This is a genomic window from Herbaspirillum sp. GCM10030257 (assembly GCF_042666555.1).
Classification (GTDB): domain Bacteria; phylum Pseudomonadota; class Gammaproteobacteria; order Burkholderiales; family Burkholderiaceae_D; genus Noviherbaspirillum.
Genome location: NZ_JBHTDH010000008.1, coordinates 204,574 through 223,062, shown reverse-complemented (window position 1 = coordinate 223,062; position 18,489 = coordinate 204,574). Strand labels below are relative to the sequence as shown.

Annotated in this window: 17 protein-coding genes and 1 riboswitch; of the genes, 8 read left to right on the top strand and 9 right to left on the bottom strand. The window is 58.0% G+C overall.

The annotated features are described in order from the left end of the window. Positions 1-93: 93 nt before the first annotated feature. The 8 genes from ACFQUU_RS14815 to ACFQUU_RS14780 form a co-directional block, all read right to left on the bottom strand. A complete protein-coding gene (locus ACFQUU_RS14815) occupies positions 94-1,143 on the bottom strand; it encodes a CobW family GTP-binding protein (RefSeq protein WP_382248391.1) in 1,050 nt (349 codons plus the stop codon). A gap of 12 nt (positions 1,144-1,155) precedes the next feature. Continuing rightward, complete coding sequence (locus tag ACFQUU_RS14810; RefSeq protein ID WP_382248389.1) at positions 1,156-1,641, bottom strand: Fur family transcriptional regulator; 486 nt, start codon at positions 1,639-1,641, stop codon at positions 1,156-1,158. Positions 1,642-1,746: 105 nt separating this feature from the next. Then, positions 1,747-2,949, bottom strand: a complete 1,203-nt coding sequence (locus ACFQUU_RS14805; protein WP_382248387.1) for a class I SAM-dependent rRNA methyltransferase — start codon at positions 2,947-2,949, stop codon at positions 1,747-1,749. A gap of 131 nt (positions 2,950-3,080) precedes the next feature. Further along, entirely contained in the window at positions 3,081-4,064 is a 984-nt protein-coding gene (gene xerC, locus ACFQUU_RS14800) for a tyrosine recombinase XerC (RefSeq protein ID WP_382248385.1), read from the bottom strand. Further along, positions 4,057-4,725 carry a DUF484 family protein gene (locus ACFQUU_RS14795; RefSeq protein ID WP_382248383.1) on the bottom strand — a complete coding sequence of 223 codons (669 nt, stop codon included), beginning with the start codon at positions 4,723-4,725 and terminating at the stop codon, positions 4,057-4,059. Before ACFQUU_RS14795 ends, xerC begins: the two co-directional genes overlap by 8 nt. Before the next feature lie 189 nt (positions 4,726-4,914). Next, the gene (gene dapF, locus ACFQUU_RS14790) at positions 4,915-5,766 is read right to left on the bottom strand and encodes a diaminopimelate epimerase (RefSeq protein WP_382248381.1); all 852 of its coding nucleotides are present in this window, start codon (positions 5,764-5,766) and stop codon (positions 4,915-4,917) included. 65 nt (positions 5,767-5,831) lie between these two features. After that, the gene (locus ACFQUU_RS14785; protein WP_382248379.1) at positions 5,832-6,731 is read right to left on the bottom strand and encodes a lipid A biosynthesis acyltransferase; all 900 of its coding nucleotides are present in this window, start codon (positions 6,729-6,731) and stop codon (positions 5,832-5,834) included. After that, positions 6,731-7,582, bottom strand: a complete 852-nt coding sequence (locus ACFQUU_RS14780; protein WP_382248377.1) for a lysophospholipid acyltransferase family protein — start codon at positions 7,580-7,582, stop codon at positions 6,731-6,733. The genes ACFQUU_RS14785 and ACFQUU_RS14780 overlap by 1 nt, the downstream gene beginning before the upstream one ends. A 208-nt stretch (positions 7,583-7,790) precedes the next feature. Here ACFQUU_RS14780 and metK point away from each other — a divergent pair, with 208 nt between their 5' ends. From metK to metF, 5 genes are all read left to right on the top strand, one after another. After that, positions 7,791-8,954 (top strand): methionine adenosyltransferase, encoded by a 1,164-nt coding sequence (gene metK, locus ACFQUU_RS14775; protein WP_382248375.1) that lies wholly within the window; start codon positions 7,791-7,793, stop codon positions 8,952-8,954. A 42-nt stretch (positions 8,955-8,996) separates the two neighbouring features. Beyond that, entirely contained in the window at positions 8,997-9,935 is a 939-nt protein-coding gene (locus tag ACFQUU_RS14770; RefSeq protein WP_382248373.1) for a M14 family murein peptide amidase A, read from the top strand. Positions 9,936-10,002: 67 nt separating this feature from the next. Then, positions 10,003-10,081: riboswitch (S-adenosyl-L-homocysteine riboswitch) on the top strand. A gap of 33 nt (positions 10,082-10,114) precedes the next feature. Beyond that, entirely contained in the window at positions 10,115-11,533 is a 1,419-nt protein-coding gene (gene ahcY / locus ACFQUU_RS14765; protein WP_382248371.1) for an adenosylhomocysteinase, read from the top strand. A 157-nt stretch (positions 11,534-11,690) separates the two neighbouring features. Continuing rightward, complete coding sequence (locus ACFQUU_RS14760; RefSeq protein ID WP_057290887.1) at positions 11,691-12,032, top strand: phage holin family protein; 342 nt, start codon at positions 11,691-11,693, stop codon at positions 12,030-12,032. Further along, entirely contained in the window at positions 12,029-12,865 is an 837-nt protein-coding gene (gene metF, locus ACFQUU_RS14755) for a methylenetetrahydrofolate reductase [NAD(P)H] (RefSeq protein ID WP_382248368.1), read from the top strand. Before ACFQUU_RS14760 ends, metF begins: the two co-directional genes overlap by 4 nt. A gap of 155 nt (positions 12,866-13,020) precedes the next feature. Here metF and ACFQUU_RS14750 read toward each other — a convergent pair whose 3' ends face one another. Beyond that, complete coding sequence (locus ACFQUU_RS14750; RefSeq protein ID WP_382248366.1) at positions 13,021-13,608, bottom strand: 5-formyltetrahydrofolate cyclo-ligase; 588 nt, start codon at positions 13,606-13,608, stop codon at positions 13,021-13,023. 74 nt (positions 13,609-13,682) lie between these two features. Between ACFQUU_RS14750 and ACFQUU_RS14745 the strand changes: the two genes are divergently transcribed. The 3 genes from ACFQUU_RS14745 (at position 13,683) to ACFQUU_RS14735 (ending at position 17,769) form a co-directional block, all read left to right on the top strand. After that, on the top strand, positions 13,683-15,650 hold the full coding sequence (locus tag ACFQUU_RS14745) for a transglycosylase SLT domain-containing protein (protein WP_382248364.1): 1,968 nt from the start codon (positions 13,683-13,685) through the stop codon (positions 15,648-15,650). A gap of 153 nt (positions 15,651-15,803) precedes the next feature. Next, positions 15,804-16,517: a glutathione S-transferase family protein gene (locus tag ACFQUU_RS14740; protein ID WP_382248362.1), complete on the top strand. Its 714-nt coding sequence runs from the start codon at positions 15,804-15,806 to the stop codon at positions 16,515-16,517. A gap of 10 nt (positions 16,518-16,527) precedes the next feature. Further along, complete coding sequence (locus ACFQUU_RS14735; RefSeq protein ID WP_382248360.1) at positions 16,528-17,769, top strand: multifunctional CCA addition/repair protein; 1,242 nt, start codon at positions 16,528-16,530, stop codon at positions 17,767-17,769. Positions 17,770-18,489 lie beyond the last annotated feature (720 nt).

Here is an 18,489-nt window from a genome sequence, read left to right as displayed (position 1 = left end):
GAACCGGGCTATATCAAGCGGTATACGACGTGCCTGTATATCTTGCCAGATGACACTCCTTCTTGTATGAATAAAAATCAAAACGACAATAGTTTATACCAAACACTGTTCCAATCCCTGGATAAACGTTTCCTTAGGCAGATTTTTACCAATGAAAACCATCTTGCTGCCGCGTGGTTCCGCGTCGGCCCATTTGGCGCCGATATCGGTGCCCATCATTTGGTGGACGCCCTGAAAAAGCACTTTCCGATCCGCATCTTCCATCCATAGCACTCCTTTGTAACGCAACATGCGGGGACCAAAAACCTGTACCAGGCCTCCCAGGAATTCATCCAGCCGTGCCGTGTTGAAAGGGCGGTCACTGCGAAAGACGAACGCCGCGATATCGTCCGAATGGTGCGCATGATGATGATCGTGGTGATGGCCGTCGCCGTGGTCGTGCCCGCAATGTTCGTTGCAGTCGTGGTCATCGTGCGCATGCTCTTCGGCGGCCAGGAAATCTGGATCGATCTCAAGCTTGTCGTTGAGATTGAAGCCGCGCAGGTCGAGAACCTCACCGATTGGCACCTTGCCAAAATCGGCTTTTGCCATTGATGCGCGGGGATTGATGCGCTTGAGACGGGCTGTCAGTGCCTCGACCTGTTCGGCAGTGGCCAAGTCGGTCTTCGACAGCAGCAGCTTGTCGGCAAAGCCGACCTGGCGCTGTGCTTCCTCATGTTCATCGAGCTGCTGCATGGCATGCCGCGCGTCGACGACGGTGACCACCGCATCGAGCAGGAAGGATGATGCGACTTCGTCGTCCATGAAAAACGTCTGGGCAACCGGGCCCGGATTGGCCAGGCCGGTTGTCTCAATCACTATATGGTCGAAGTTGAGTTCGCCAGCCTCACGCTTTTGCGCGAGCGAACCGAGTGCGACGATCAAATCGCCGCGTACGGTGCAGCAGATGCAGCCATTGTTCATTTCAACAATTTGTTCCTTGCTGTCCTGCACCAGGATTTCATTGTCGATATTTTCTTCGCCAAACTCGTTTTCAATCACGGCGATGCGATAGCCGTGTGGTTCGCGCAGGATGCGGTTGAGCAGAGTGGTTTTGCCGGCGCCGAGAAAGCCGGTCAGGATCGTGGCGGGAACAAGTGACATGAGTGCTTCCTTTCATTGTGCGCAATCAGCGCACCATCCTTTGATCGTGAACTCGATATCGTGGCTCTGGAAGCCCTTGCCCAGACTTTCCTCAAGCGCATTGCGCAGCAAGCCCGCTTCCGCGATGCTGTCAAGGCAAAATACCCTGGCGCAACGTGTGCATTTGAAATGCCCGTGCTGATGATGCGGCGTCGCGTCGCCTTGCGCGCCGTGTTCGGCACCGGCGCTATAGCGGAACACGCGGTCGTCGCCCGCGATCTTGTGGGCGAGCCCTGCGTCGGTCAGGCAATCCAGTGCGCGGTACAGCGTAACGCGATCCATGTCGGTGAATGCGTCCTGCATGTCCTGATGGGAAAAGGCCCGTTCGGCGTCCAGCAGGGCCGCCAACACCTTGACCCGTGCGCTCGTAAGGCGCACAGCCGCGTCGCGCAATTGCACTTCCGCGCGGGCAATGCTGGTTTGGGCAGGGCTGTAGGATGACTTTGCTTTGCTACTCATCGGATTGCCACGATATCGGAGGCGAAAGTAAAATTATGACGCATTTTGCAATCAAGTTGCAAAAAATAGGCATTCTCAGACCGCCATGCAGCGGCTCCGGAGGCTTCACGCTTTATGCAGCATCAGTCCTTTCAAGTATTCGCCTTCCGGAAAGCTGGTCGTCATCGGGTGATCGGCCCCGGCTGACAAGCGCTTCAGTATACGGGCGTCGACCTTGGCGTCGTTGGCCGCGCCGGCGACGATTTTCTGGAACAGGTCTGCGCTGATCGCGCCCGAGCAGGAATAGGTGAACAGCAAACCGCCTTCGCGCAATAACTGGAAGCCCAGCAGGTTGATGTCCTTGTAGGCGCGTGCTGCGCGATCCACGTGATCGGGCGAGGAGGCGAACTTGGGCGGGTCGAGCACGATCAGATCGAAGCTCTTTCCCTGTTCGCGGAACGCACGCAAGGCCTTGAACACATCCGCATCCTGCCATTCGGCCCTGGCCGAATCGAAGCCGTTAAGCTGCACATTGCGCTTTCCGATGGCAAGCGCCTCGCCGGAAGAGTCGATTGATATGACGCTGCGGGCATCGCCTTTCAGGGCGGCCAGCGAAAAGCCGCCGGTATAGCAAAAGCAGTTGAGCACGTCGCGACCCGCGGCGTGCTCCATCACCAGTCGACGGTTATCACGCTGGTCGACATAGAAACCGGTTTTGTGGCCGGTCTTGATGTCGACTGCGTAACGCACACCGTTTTCAATGACAGGCGTTTCATCACCGGGTTCCTTGCCGGCCAGCGTGCCGGTGACGAGTGGCAGGCCTTCACGCTCGCGTACCGATGCGTCGGAGCGCTCATAGACATTCGGGCAGCCGGTTTCCGCGATGAGCGCCTGCACAATCGGTGCTTTCCAGGTCTCAACGCCGGCGGACTGGAACTGACAGACGAGGTGTCCCTGCTTGCCCGCATACCAGTCGACAACCAGACCCGGAAAACCATCCGCTTCACCAAAGATAAGGCGGATGGCATCGGAATCCTTCACCATCGCCATACGATAGGCAATTGCTTTTTTGATGCGGCGCTTGATCAGCGCATGGTCGATCGGTTCGCCTTCATTGAAGCTCCAGACCCGCGCACGGATCTGCGACTTGGGACTGTAGGCAGCGCGGGCGAGAAATTGTCCTGACGCGGATTGCACGACAGCGGTGGTACCCGGTTTGTTCTTTTCTTCCGGCTTGCCTTCGATACGTTCAATGGCGGTCGGAAAGATCCACGGATGGCGGCGCAGCAAGCTTTTTTCCTTGCCGGGCTTGAGAGTGATGGTAAGCATGTCTGGTCGGGAGCGGTTATCTGTTGGGGCGAAGTGTATCGCCGAATTGCATTTGCAGAGCGCGACACCATGGCCGCATCATTATGCGGTGCGCCACACATTTAGCGCTGTGGTGACGCATCGAGAGCGCTTCAGGCGCCGGAATCCGCTTTCTTTTTTGCCCGCGGATGCGCAGCATCGTACACCTGTGCAAGCCGCTGAAAATCGAGTGAGGTGTACACCTGCGTGGCCGCGATCGACGCATGTCCGAGCATTTCCTGCACCGCGCGCAAATCGCCGGAAGACTGCAGTACATGGGATGCGAAGGAGTGTCGCAGCACGTGCGGATGCACATTTGCCGGGATGCCGAGTGCCTGCGCGTGGGCTTTCAGGCGGGATTGCAGGATACGCGGCGTTATTCGCACACCGCGGTCGGACAAAAACAGTGGGCGCGGGTCCAGTCGCACCAGCGTGTCACGCACCGCCAGCCAGGCGCGCAAGGCTTCCATCGCGGGACCGCCGACCGGCACCTTGCGCTGCTTGTTGCCCTTGCCGGTGACATTCACTTCGGCTTCGGTAAAGTCGATCCAGCCTGCGGACTGGTAATCGCCTTCCTTCGTAAAACGCAAGTCGAGCGACGTCAGTTCCGATACCCGCAGGCCACTGGAATAGAGCAATTCGAACATCGCGCGATTACATAACTGGCCGGGAGCCTGGGCGTCTTTTCCCGGCGTGCCTTCAGCAACCACGCGTACCGCATCGTCGGCCGACAACGCCTTCGGCAAAGGCTTGCTGCGCTTGGGCGCCTTGACACCGTCGACCGGATTGGCGGCCAGTGTTTCCTGATCGGCGAGCCATTCGAAGAAGCCTCGCCATGCTGACAGCTTGCGTGCGATCGAACGTGGGTTCAGGCCTTTCGCATGGAGTTGCGATGCAAACTTGCGAATGTGGAAGTGCCCCACTGCAGCCATCGCCAGCGAATCCGGCAAGGCTTCCATCATCAACGCCAGTTCAAGCAGGTCGCGCTGGTAATTGGTGACAGTATGCAGAGACAGCTTGCGCTGCTTTTCCAGATGGTCGAGGTAGCCGGCAATGCGCGCCCGGTTGGTCTCTTGTGGCACGGTGTGTTCAGGCAAGCAGGCAGTTCATGGAGGCGCTGGCGATCTCGGCAATCTTCGACAGGTAGTCGGTTGCCATTTCAGATCCGAAACGGTCCGGATCCGGAGAGCCAAGCACCAGCAGGCCAAACGCTTCCGGTGCGCCGCCGACACGCAGCGGCAGCATCGCGATCGACTTGACCGATTCGGTATCCTCGAGCCAGGTGGCGGCTTCGAAATCCTGGTTGGGACCGCAATAGGGCGCTGTCAATCCATGGCAAAAAATCTTTGCGTCGTCCGATACCGGTGCGGCAAACCAGGTATGGGAAAATTCCTCGGCCACACCCCAGATGCGCAGGGTCACGTGCGGCACCGAGAATATTGTCTGCAAGCCGGTGACCAAGGTGTGCGGCATATCGACATCATTGCGTGCCAACAGCAACGAGCGCGTCCACAGCAGAAATTTTTGTGTGATGGCGTCGTTTTCCTGCGCGATTCTCAGCAGTTCTGCGAGCCGCAATTCATGCGACTTGATCTTGTCACGCAAGACTTCCATCTGACGCTCCTGCAGCGAGACAGCGCGTCCCGCCAAAGGACTGGTCAGCTTGACCCGCGCGAGCAGTTCACTATGTTCTTCAAAAAAGTGAGGATTGTCTGACAGGAATTCGGCGACGGCGTTGGAGTCCAGTTCGTAAGTCATAGCGCAGTGTGGTGATGGTCGCAGCGTTCGGAGCATGTCTTGTCGCGTGGTAATTCTTGCATCAAGGCATGCCGGAGATAAGGCGTGATTTTAACCGACATCCCGTCTCGCATGACGCTGTACCGAAAGGGAAAGGCATGCCGCGCAACGGTCCGATGCGTGATGTGACTGGCGTCCAGCGGAGGATTGTCAAATTTCCATTTCGCCTTCAAACACCGTCACAGCCGGACCTGTCAGCATTACAGGGGAACCGGTGCCGGCCCATGCAATCGACAACTCGCCTCCGCGAGTCGATACCTTGACCGGGGAGTCCAGCAGCCCGCGGCGAATACCGGAGACGACTGCGGCGCAGGCGCCCGTACCGCAGGCCAGGGTTTCGCCGGCGCCGCGTTCGAAGACGCGCAGCCTGATAGCGTGGCGATCGATGATTTCCATGAAACCGGCATTCACCCGCCTTGGGAAACGCGGATGATGTTCAATCACGGGACCATCGACATTGACGGGCGCCGTATCGACATGCTCAACAACCTGCACCGCATGCGGATTGCCCATCGAGACGACGGAAATCCATGTAGTCTTGTCATTGATGTTCAGCGGCCACAGGCTGTCACTTCCTTCCGGCTTCGCTTCCAGGCCAGCGGCGTCGAACGGTACTTTTTCCGCATCCAGGATAGGCGCGCCCATGTCGACGGTAATACGGCCGTCGGCTTCAAGCCGGGGCTCGATCACGCCTGCCATGGTCTCCACCCTGATAGCATGCTTGCCGGTCAGTCCCTTGTCGGTAACGAACCGGACAAAGGCGCGGGCGCCATTGCCGCATTGCTCGACTTCGCCGCCGTCGGCGTTGTAGATGCGATAACGGAAATCGACATCGTCCGATTGCGGCTTTTCCACAACCAGCATCTGGTCCGCACCGACGCCGAAACGGCGATCTGCGAGCGCCTTCCATTGCTCCGGCGTAAAGTCGATGTGCTGGCTGATGGCGTCAATGACAACAAAATCATTGCCGGCCCCATGCATTTTGGTGAATTTGAGTTTCATGCGGAAATTATAGTCGCTAGAGCAGAATTCTTTTTTTGCGTGCGTCGTCCGTTGTTCAGTGCTCTTCAGGACTCCAGCGGCACAGTGGCCGGACTGTTTGCTGCGTACACGCTGGGCACCCCCGGCGGCCGGGTCTTGAAACGCTTGTGCGCCCAAAAGTATTCGGACGGCGCTTCCCTGACACGATCCTCGATAAAAGCATTCATATGGCGTGTCGCCGCCACCATGTCTGTGCCGGGATAGTTTTCCCAGGCCGGGAAAAACCTCACTTTCCAGCCGCGATACCCGGGCAGGAACGTGGCGATGACCGGAATTACCTTGGCGCCAGTGGCGGCGGCAATCCGCGCCGGGGCAGTCAGCGTGGCAGCCGGGATACCGAAGAAGGGGACGAATTCCGCATCCTTTTCGCCAAAATCCATATCCGGGAGCATGAAAAAAGGCAAACCTTCCCGCATTGCGCGGATGATGGGTTTGACACCTTCGGCGCGGGAGAACAGTTTTACCGGACGAAAGCGGGAACGTCCCTTGCGCAGCGCTTCATCGAATACCTGATTTTGCTGACGCGTATAGATTGAGCACAAGGCCGATTCGAGCATCACGGCGACGCCGGCGACATCGAGGCAGACAAAATGCGGGCAAAGCAGGATGGTCGGACCTGAGGCAATCGCTTCAAGTGGCACCCCCGGTTCAACCACCAGCAAGCGTTTCAGACGTGTTTCGGAACCCCACCACAATATGCCGCGCTCCAGCACACTGCGTGCATAACCCTGGAAATGTTTCCTTGCGATATTGTGCCGCTCGCGTTCAGAGAGCTCAGGCATGCACAGCCGCAGGTTGGTGAGCGTAATCTTGCGGCGCGAACGTACTGTCGAAAACAGCAAAGTGCCGATCGCGTCGCCAATGCGGCCTAAAACGGGAAGGGGCAGCCAGTGCAGCAACCACATCAGGCCTAGCAGCAATCTCATTAATCAGTTTCCTGTTCGTTGGGAGGAGCGACGCCGTCCGGAACCTTGTACCGGTTGTAGCTCCAGAAATACTGTGCCGGGCATTGCGCAATCATATGTTCCATGGCGGCGTTGGCAGCGGTAGCCTGCGCCAGTGGGGATTCGCCAAGCGCTCCCGGGAGTTCCACCATGCGCATCGCATAACCTTTGCCGTGAGGCAGCCGTTCCGCAAAGGTAATGATGACCGTTGCACCAGTCATCTGTTGCAGTTTGCCCGGCAAGGTCATGGTGTAGGCAGGCCTGCGGAAAAAAGGTGCCCATATACCTTCGCCGTTTTGCGGCACCTGATCCGGCAGCAATCCAATCAGTTGACCCTGGCGCAAGGCTTTCAACAACATCCGTACGCCGGACAGATTGGCCGGCGCCAGCTTCAGTTTGCCACGTGCCCGTGCGCCTTCAATCAGGGGTTTGAGCACAGCTTTGTGCGGCGGGCGATACAGCACGGTGAGGGGTTTTTGGGTACCAACGACTTGTGCCGTGATTTCGAAGCAGCCCAGATGGGGCGTTAAAAAAACCACCCCGCGCCCGGCTTGCAGCGCAGCTTCAACGACTTCCCAGTTTTCGATGCGGACGCTGCTGGCCACACGCTGCGGGTCTGCGCACCAGACGAAGGGGAGTTCCATGACATTCTTGCCTGCCTCGCTGATTGCCGACGATAAATGCTCTCCAAACCCTGCCGCCTTGATGTTGCCTTTTAATCTGCGCCGATAAGAAGGCGCCAGCAGGTAGACCAGCCAGCCAAGGGTAGCGCCGATTGCATGTAACACCGGCAACGGCAACCTGGCGAGCAGGCGAAAAAGTGTGACGAGCATTAAGATGCGCTTTAGAAAATTTTGTGATTTTTTTCCAGACGCGTAAAATATCACATGATCCAATTCATTTTGTATGATATGAATTGGATATCCGCCGAGTTAATAGACAACTTGCGAGGCGGAATACAAATTTCGCTAAAGCGTCGCAGGCACATTGGTTATGGCCGCGACATGGTCCTCACCAACTATTAATTATAGGAAGCCTGCGATGGCAAACGAATACCTCTTCACCTCCGAATCCGTTTCCGAAGGTCATCCTGACAAGGTCGCCGACCAGATTTCGGATGCAATCCTCGATGCAATCCTGACGCAAGACCCGAAAGCCCGTGTCGCAGCCGAAACGCTGTGCAACACCGGTCTTGTCGTGCTGGCCGGCGAAATCACCACCACCGCGAATGTCGATTACATTACCGTTGCCCGCGACACCATCAAGCGCATCGGGTACGACAATGCCGACTACGGCATTGACTACAAGAGCTGCGCCGTACTGGTGGCGTATGACAAGCAATCCCCGGACATCGCTCAGGGCGTCGACGAGGGCAAGGGCATCGATCTTGATCAGGGCGCGGGCGACCAAGGCCTGATGTTCGGTTATGCCTGCGACGAAACCCCGGAACTGATGCCGGCGGCGATCTACTATGCACACCGCATCGTCGAGCGCCAGTCGCAATTGCGCAAGGACGGCCGCCTGCCCTGGCTGCGCCCGGATGCGAAGTCGCAAGTCACACTGCGCTATGTCGACGGCGTGCCGGTCGCCATCGATACCATCGTGCTGTCGACGCAACATGCACCCGAGATCGAACACAAGACCATTGAAGAAGCCGCGATTGAAGAAATCATCAAGCCGGTCGTTCCGCAAGAATGGCTGAAGAATACGCGTTACCTCATCAATCCGACCGGACGGTTCGTGATTGGTGGTCCGCAGGGTGATTGCGGCCTCACCGGGCGCAAGATCATTGTCGACACCTACGGTGGCGCTGCACCGCACGGCGGCGGTGCATTCTCCGGCAAGGATCCGTCCAAGGTGGATCGTTCAGCTGCCTATGCCGGTCGTTACGTCGCAAAGAACATCGTTGCCGCAGGACTCGCAAAGCGCTGCCAGATCCAGGTATCCTATGCGATCGGCATCGCGCGTCCGACTTCGGTCATGGTGACCACCTTTGGTACCGGCAGGATCAGCGACGAGCATCTGTCGCAACTGGTGCAGGAATTGTTTGACCTGCGTCCCAAGGGCATCGTGCAGATGCTGGACCTGCTGCGCCCGGTCTACGGCAAGACGGCGGCTTATGGCCACTTTGGCCGTGAAGAGCCGGAGTTCTCGTGGGAGCGGACCGACAAGGCCGCAGCGTTACGCGCCGCTGCCGGTTTGTAAAATATGTCCTCACGGCGGCGGTATCGGCATTCTTTGCCGATCATGCGGATTTTCCAAGCCGCCGCCGCTGTTTCGCTGGCCGCAGCCCTTGTTCCGGGTAGTGCGGCCACCAGGCCTCCAGCCCCTAACTCTCCGGCCCCCGCTGTACCCACGGCAGCCAAGCCAGACTGGTGTGAGCGCATGACGCCACGCCTGCCCGGCATTTCTGTCGCCAACTGCAAGGCCAGCGGTCTCGTTCCGGTAGGCGCCATGTCACGCAAGGGTTTTCCCATCCTGATGCGCACGGTTCCAGCTGCGGCCGATGGCAAGCAGGAAGCAAAGCGCGTTTTGCTGCTGGGCGGGATCCATGGCGATGAGCTGACCGCGGCCGCGATCGTCTTCGAGTGGATGAAGTGGCTGTCAACGCCAGCCGCGCAACAATTCCATTGGCACATTGCACCGGTGGTCAATCCGGACGGCCTGCTCGCGCGGAAACCGCAGCGCGTGAATGCCAACGGCGTGGATCTCAACCGCAATTTCCCGACGCCCGGCTGGGAGAAGGATGCCAAACACTACTGGACCAAGACGACCGGCAAGGATCCGCGTCGTTTCCCCGGCCAGTCGCCGCTGTCAGAGCCGGAAACCCGTTGGCTCAATGAAGAAATAGAACGCTTCCGGCCGGATGTCATCATCTCGGTCCATGCTCCTTTCGGCGTGCTCGATTTTGATGGACCGGCCAAGGCGCCGCGACAATTCGGCCGGCTGCATTTCAGCCGCGTCGGCGTCTATCCCGGTTCCCTGGGCAACTATGGCGGGATGCACAAGAACGTGCCGGTAATTACGATAGAACTGCCGAATGCACTGAAGATGCCGCCACCGGACGAGGTGCAGCGGATCTGGGGCGACATGCTGGCCTGGATTGCGCGCGATGCGCCGTCAAAGGCCGGTGAATTCAATGGCACGGGACCGCGCGTTGCATCGAAGGCGCTGGTAGAACACTGACCTGAAAACAGGCTTAAACACTAAAGCATTTTGGACTTCGGGCAAGCAGGACTACGGTATAATCTTTTATTCCAAGGAGCGTTGCAGCACGGTGTTCCACATCGTGTCAGGCTTGGATATCTTTTTCGCAACGGCGCTCACGTTACTTTTTTCTATCTTTATCAGGAAAGGAGGGCGTGATGAGCGCCGTTATCTCGAACACCACATCCCAGGATTTCTTCGTCGCCGATCTGAGTCTTGCCGACTGGGGCCGCAAGGAAATCAAAATTGCCGAAACGGAAATGCCTGGCCTGATGGCCATCCGTGAGGAATTCGCCGCTGCGCAGCCGCTCAAGGGTGCGCTGATCACCGGTTCGCTGCATATGACCATCCAGACCGCCGTGCTGATCCAGACACTGGAAGCGCTTGGCGCACGCGTACGCTGGGCGTCGTGCAACATCTACTCGACACAAGACCATGCCGCTGCGGCTATCGCTGCCAACGGCACACCGGTATTTGCCTTCAAGGGCGAAAACCTGGATGAATACTGGGACTTCACCCATCGCATCTTCGAATGGCCGAATGGCGAATTTTCGAACATGATCCTCGATGATGGCGGCGACGCGACATTGCTGCTGCATCTTGGCACCCGTGCTGAAAAAGACATCAGCGTCCTCGCCAAGCCGGACTCGGAAGAAGCGGTCTGCCTGTTCAATTCGATCAAAAAGAAGCTCGCCACCGATCCGACCTGGTACTCGACCCGCCTGTCGAAAATCCAGGGCGTAACCGAAGAAACCACGACTGGCGTGCATCGCCTGTATCAGATGCACAAGGAAGGCAAGCTGGCTTTCCCCGCCATCAACGTCAACGATTCCGTCACCAAGTCCAAGTTCGACAACCTGTACGGCTGCCGTGAATCGCTGGTCGACGGCATCAAGCGCGCCACCGACGTCATGGTCGCGGGCAAGGTTGCCGTGGTCGCCGGTTATGGCGATGTGGGCAAGGGTTCCGCACAGGCGTTGCGCGCCTTGTCGGCACAGGTATGGGTGACTGAAATCGATCCGATCTGTGCGCTGCAGGCCGCCATGGAAGGCTATCGCGTCGTGACCATGGACTATGCCGCCGAACACGGCGACATCTTCGTCACCGCAACCGGTAACTACCATGTGATTACGCACGAGCACATGAAGAAGATGAAAGACCAGGCGATCGTCTGCAACATCGGTCACTTCGACAATGAGATCGAAGTCGCCGCCTTGAAGCAATACACCTGGGAAAACATCAAGCCGCAAGTGGACCACGTGATTTTCCCCGACGGCAAGCGCATCATCCTGCTGGCAGAAGGTCGCCTGGTCAACCTCGGCTGCGGTACCGGCCACCCATCGTATGTCATGAGCTCGTCGTTCGCCAATCAGACGATTGCACAGATTGAACTGTTCACTAACACCACGGCATATCCGGTCGGCGTGTATACGTTGCCGAAGCACCTGGACGAAAAGGTCGCACGCCTGCAGTTGAAAAAACTGAATGCGCAACTGACTGAACTGACTGAAGAACAGGCCAACTACATCGGCGTGAAGCAGAGCGGTCCGTACAAGCCGGATCACTACCGTTACTAAAATAGCCAAGCCGCTTCGGCGGCGTGTTGCCAGCGCTGGGCGCAGAGATTTTCGTTTGCATCCTTGCAGCTGGCGGGCGTCGCGGTTGCCTGGCCCGGTTGTGCTCGCTGCGCAGCCGGGCTCCCTGTTTTTGCATTGCCGGCGAGAGGAGGTCGACATGCGTTTGCTGCTTACCTGGTTGATCAATGCCGCGGCGTTGTTCGCGGTGCCTTACCTGTTGAAGACGGTGTATATCGAAAACTTCGTGGTGGCGTTGATCGCGGCCCTGGTGCTCGGACTCGTCAATACGCTGATCCGTCCCATCCTGTTACTGCTGACGCTTCCCGTCACATTGCTGACACTGGGACTGTTCATTTTTATTGTCAACGGCATCATGTTCTGGCTGGTGGCCAATTTTGTCAGCGGCTTCTATGTTGCAGGCTTATGGTCCGCCGTCGGCGGCGCTATCCTGTACAGCCTTATCTCGTGGGCACTCTCTGGTCTCTTGCTCAAAAAATGACACAGAAAAATTTCAGCATCGAGTTTTATCCTCCGAAGACGCCGGAAGGCGTGGAAAAGCTGCGCATCACGCGGGCGAAACTGGCCGAGCTGCAGCCGAAATATTTTTCGGTGACCTTCGGCGCAGGCGGTTCCACCCAAAGGGGCACGCTTGAAACCGTGCTTGACATCCAGCGCGAAGGCCATGAAGCGGCGCCGCACCTGTCATGCATCGGCAGTTCGCGTGACAGTCTGCGGGCTATTCTCAACGAATACAAAGCGAATGGTATCCGCCGCCTGGTTGCACTGCGCGGCGACCTGCCGAGTGGTTATGGCGCATCGGGCGAGTTCCGTTATGCCAACGAACTGGTGGAATTCATTCGCGCCGAAACGGGTGACTGGTTTCACATCGAAGTAGCCGCCTATCCGGAGATCCATCCTCAAGCAAAGTCGCCTCAGGATGACCTGCAAAGCTTCGTGCGCAAGGTGCATGCCGGCGCGAATGCGGCGATCACCCAGTACTTCTACAACGCCGACGCCTATTTCCGCTTCGTCGACGAGGCGCGCAAGGCCGGTGCCGACGTACCTATTGTTGCCGGCATCATGCCGATTACGAACTATTCGCAGCTGATGCGGTTCTCCGACATGTGCGGCGCCGAAATCCCGCGCTGGATTCGCCTCAAGCTGGCCAGTTATGGCGACGATACCGAATCGATCAAGGCTTTCGGACTCGATGTCGTGACTGGATTGTGTGAAAGGCTGCTGGCTGGCGGCGCACCGGGCATGCATTTTTATACCTTGAACCAGGCTGCGGCAACCACGGCATTGTGGAAGCGGCTGAATCTGTCTGCATGAACCGATGCGGCTTTTGTATTAGGGTATTGAAGTACCAAGTACCTGGTTCTGACTAATTAATCACTTAGCCAGTACTGAAAAGAAAAGCGGCACATCGTGCCGCTTTTTTTATGACATTGTATTAGTGTTGAAGCACGATGCATGGCCGTCGAGGCTTAAACCTCGGCCTCGAGCTGCAACGATTCGGTAAGGATCACGTCGAGCGAAATGTCATGGATGTCCGGTGCAAAGCTCACCATCGCCGTTGTGTAAGCGATGCCAATCGCAAGCGGGCGCGCCTCGGTGGCAAGCGTGCGATCGTAAAATCCACCGCCATATCCGAGACGAAAGCGCTGGCAGTTGAAACCGACGCAGGGAACAAGAATCGCCTGCGGTGCAACGGCAGTCGAGGATACCGGAATGGCAACACCGAACGCGTCTTTTTGCATCGGCTCGCCCGGCGTCCATGCGTTATAGCGAAGCGGAGCATTATTTTCCACGACAACGGGTAATGCCAGTGTTACCCCGCGCGCAGTGAGTTCGTCATAAGCTTCCGATAAATCCGGTTCACTCCGTATTGGCCAATACACACCGAGTACATCAACAGGATGCCATTCCAGCCACGCGAGCAAGCGCTCGCCGATCAAACGATCCGAACGGCGACGAACTTCTGCGGCGATGCCTTGTCTGTTGGCAAGCAGTTGCCGACGCAACGCGGTTTTGACTGAACTTGATTCCGGCATAGTGGTGATGCGTCTCTCCATGTTCTCACATGCTATTCTAGAAGTTGTGACCCTAGCGTGACCCCAGCACTTTTTAAAGAAAGCGGTTTTTTTAAATGTTTCCAATGAAATGGATGGCCGGCGTGGCGCTTGCCGCTGCCTCCGCAGCGATATTGGCGCCCGTAGCCGAAGCCAAGAAGCCGGCCCCGGCCCCGCGTCCCGCCGTGAACTTTGCCAGTGATGACGATGCCTTTCTGGCATTGCGCGATGCCGCGCGCAACGGCGACATCGGTCGCTCCAGTGAACTCGCCGCCCGCCTTGGCAATTATGCCATCCCTTCGTATGTCGACTATTTCCAGTTGCGTCCCCGCATTACCATTGCGCCGGAACAGGAAATCCGCGATTACCTGGCACGTTATGACGGACAGGCGATTGCCGACCGGTTGCGCAATGACTGGTTGCTGGAACTCGGTCGTGCCCGCAACTGGCCGCTGTTCGACGAACAATATCCGCAGTTCGTACTCAATGACGACACGCAGCTTAAATGCTATGCATTGATGTCGAAAGCGGCAAAGGGCCAGAACGTTGCCAAGGAGGCGCGCGCCGTACTGGTGGCGCCACAGAATTATGGCGAAGCCTGTCCGGCATTGATTACTTCGCTGGCGCAAGCTGGCCAATTCACCGCCGACGATATCTGGGAACAGGTCAGGCTGATCGCGGAGTCCGGCTTTCCCGGATCGATTCGCCGCATTGCACCAGTAACTGAAGTCAGCGAAACGACATTGATGCAGGCGCTTGAGAAACCCGATGCCGTCCTGGCGCGTGGACCGGGAAATGGGCGCGCCGCGCACGAAGTCTTCATTCTCGCGCTCGGTCGCAGTGCCAAGAACAACATCGAGCGTGTCGTGCCGATCCTGGTGAACGCGGCCGATCGCCTCAATGAACGTGAACGTGCGCAGGCATGGGCGCAGGTCGCTTTCCAGGCTTCGCTGAAGCTTGCACCTGAGGCTGCCATCTTCTGGCATCGCACCACGGGCGCGACACTGTCGCTTGAAGCGCAACAATGGAAAGTGCGCGCCGCACTGCGCGCGGGTGAATGGAAGCTGGTGCGAACCACCATCGAGTCCATGCCTGCAAGCCTGGCGGACGACGCCACATGGATCTACTGGCTGGGCCGCGCCTATCGCACCGAAGGCAAGATCGAGCAGGCCCAGAAACTCTTCGAATCGATTTCCGACCAGACCAACTTCTATGGTCAACTCGCGCTGGAAGAACTCGGTCGCAAGATCGTCATCCCGCCGCGCGCGCAGCCGGTCAGTGCGGAAGAACTTGCACCGATGGCCGAGAACGCCGGATTCCGCCGTGCACTGAAATTCTTCGACTTGAACATGCGTTTCGAAGGCTACCGTGAGTGGAACTGGGAACTGCGCAAGATGAACGATCGCCAGCATCTTGCCGCGGCTGAATTTGCGCGCCAGAAGAACGTGCTCGACCGCATGGTCAACACGTCGGATCGCACCAAGTCCGAATTCGACTTCACACAGCGTTTCCCGTCGCCGCATAGGGATGTGATGCAATCGTCCACCGAACGGCTTGGGCTGGACATAGCCTGGGTGTATGGACTGATTCGCCAGGAGTCGCGCTTTATTCAGAACGCGCGCTCGCATGTCGGCGCATCCGGCCTGATGCAATTGATGCCGGCTACCGCGAAGTTCGTTGCCCGCAAGATCGGGATGAATGATTTCTCGCAGAACCAGGTGAACGACATCGATACCAACATCGTCCTTGGCACCAACTATCTGAACATGGTGCTCAACGACCTCGATGGGTCGCAAGCCATGGCGACGGCCGCATACAACGCCGGGCCGGGACGTCCTCGCGCCTGGCGGTCGACCCTGACGCGTTCGGTCGATGGTGCGATTTTTGCGGAGTCGATTCCGTTCAATGAAACCCGCGACTACGTGAAAAAGGTATTGTCGAACGCAACGTATTACGCGGGGGTATTCGAAGGCAAGCCGCAATCGCTCAAGGCACGTCTTGGCACGGTAGCGCCGAAAGGCTTCGTGCCCACCGAATTGCCCTAAGGTTAGTCACCGCCCGGGCGCTGTACGTAGCGTGGCGCCTTGATGGTTTGGCAAACGCTCGCAAAAGCTTTATCCTCGAATGCCGCGTTGCAGCGAATCTATCTGCAGCGCGGCATTGATGCTTCCAGAGCCCGATAAGAATGGATACGACGTATGCAAAGTACAGAACTTGACCCCACCCTGTCGCAGACCCTCGATGCCGCCGGCAAGGCAGGCTACAAGCTGGTCATCGGTAACAAGAATTACTCTTCCTGGTCGATGCGGCCCTGGGTTTTGATGAAGGCCTTCGGTATTCCGTTTGAAGAGGTGCGCGTTTCACTCGGGCGCCCCGAGACGTCCTCGCTGATCGCGCGGCATACCTCGGCGGGCCGGGTGCCGGTACTGGTTGCGGGTGAGACGACGGTGTGGGATTCGCTGGCTATCTGCGAATACCTGGCCGAACAGTTCCCGGACAAGGGCATGTGGCCGCAGGAAGTGACGGCACGTGCGATGGCGCGGTCCATCTGTGCCGAAATGCATTCGGGATTTACCGGGGTGCGTTCGGCGATGTGGATGAACATCAAGGCCAGCTTCCCCGGAAAAGGGCGTACCACGGAAGCGCAGAACGACATCGCCCGCATCTGCGAAATCTGGGACGACTGCCTTGCGCGTTCCGGCCCGCATCATTTCCTGTTTGGCGACTTTTCGATTGCCGACGCTTACTACGCTCCCGTCGTGATGCGCTTCCGCACCTATGGCGTCTGGTTGCCACCGGCGTTGCAGGCTTATGTCGATCGCGTGGTCGCGCATCCTGCCGTCGCGCGCTGGATTCATGAGGCGCTGGAAGAAAAAGAAACGCTGGAAAAGTACGACGTCTACCCGGATTGATGCTTGCGCCATGAAAACCTATGTCGTCGGCGGCGCGGTCCGTGACGCACTACTAGGCCTGCCGGTACAGGACCACGATCATGTCGTGGTCGGAGCGACGCCGGAGCAGATGATTGCCCAGGGCTTCACGCCGGTCGGCAAGGACTTCCCTGTCTTCCTGCATCCAGAGACGCACGAGGAATACGCGCTCGCTCGTACCGAGCGCAAGACCGCACCTGGTTACAAGGGCTTCGTATTCCATGCCGATGCCGATGTCACGCTCGAGCAGGACCTGGTGCGCCGCGACCTGACCATCAACGCCATGGCGCGTGGTGATGACGGGGAGATCGTCGATCCCTTCGGTGGACAACGCGATCTGCAGGCGCGCGTCTTCCGGCATGTCTCTGACGCCTTCGCTGAAGACCCGGTGCGCATCCTGCGTGTGGCGCGGTTTGCGGCTCGTCTCCCCGAATTCAGCGTCGCGCCGGAGACCAATCAACTGATGCGCAAGATGGTCGACGCCGGGGAAGTGGATGCCTTGGTGCCGGAACGCGTGTGGCAGGAGTTATCGCGCGGCCTGATGGAGGCTCGGCCATCGCGCATGTTTGATGTCTTGCGCGACTGCGGCGCGCTGGCGCGCATCCTGCCAGAGCTGAATGTGCTGTGGGGTATTCCCCAACCGGAACAGCATCATCCTGAAATCGATACCGGCGTGCATGTGATGATGGTGATCGATTACGCGGCCAGCCAAGGGTGTAGTCTGGCCATTCGTTGCGCGGCGCTGCTGCATGACCTTGGCAAGGGCACCACGCCGCCGGAGCAGTGGCCGAAACACTACGGACATGAAGGTCGCAGCGTGCAACTGGTCGAGCAGGTCTGCAAGCGACTGAAGATTCCCAACGATTGCCGCGATCTCGCCGTCATGACGGCACGCGAGCACGGCAACATCGGACGAGCATTTGAGTTGCGCGCCAATACGATAGTCAGCCTACTTGAACGCTGCGACGGATTTCGCAAGCCTGAACGCTTCGTTGACATGCTGCGCGCATCTGAATGCGATAGTCGCGGCCGCACCGGATATGCGGACGCGCCGTTTCCGCAGGCGGCCTATCTGGAAGCGGCGTTGCGTGCAGCGCAATCGGTCAATGCCGGTGAGGTGGCCAAGCACCATGCCGGCCAGCCGCAGCGCATTGCGGAGGCAATCCATGCCGCTCGTGTCGAAGCGGTGAGCCAGGTTGTCAACGCGTCAAGGAACCAAAGCGGATCAGCCTGAGTATCGCCACCGCATATAGACGGCTTCGTGATGCCATTCATTGTGGCACCGCATCTACTACTTCCACAGTGACGACTCGCCGCACGTCGTTTATTCGCACAAGCTCTTTTTCGGCACATGCTTCGCATGTGGCAGCAATGTCAGCTGCGTCACTGATCGCCGATTCCGGCCGCTGAACTTCTCACTGTGTTCAACACCGCAGACAACTTCTGCTCGCTTTTCATGCCGATCATACGATGTACCTGGAGCGGATTTCATATTAGTGTACTGTCGCCCCGGCCCGCCTTGACGCGCATGGCAGCGTTGCTTGTCGCTTGTGTGGCCCGCCACATGGCGCTTCGCGCGCCTTGCCCTGCACGCCAAAACGAGCCGCGTCTCCGCACACCAATATGAAATCCGCTCTAGGCAAAGCAGGGTACATAAACTGCAAACGCGTCAGCAAACATGATGCGGGTCAGAGATACGCCGTGATGCAAAGATGATGATTCCATAGGGGAACATTTAGTAGCTTTCTACATCCAACCGGCGTTCAATGATTTGCACAATCCTTGAGTACGGCCATCAACATTGCGGTGTCATGTACACCCGTGAGGACCGTGACTAGGATTGGACATTCGGTGTAACGTGGCATGCGCATGTGGAGGGCGCTGTACATGCTACTTTTGCCACGCATGGCATGGATAGGAGCGCAATGCCATATCGGTACGCACTCCAATGTCA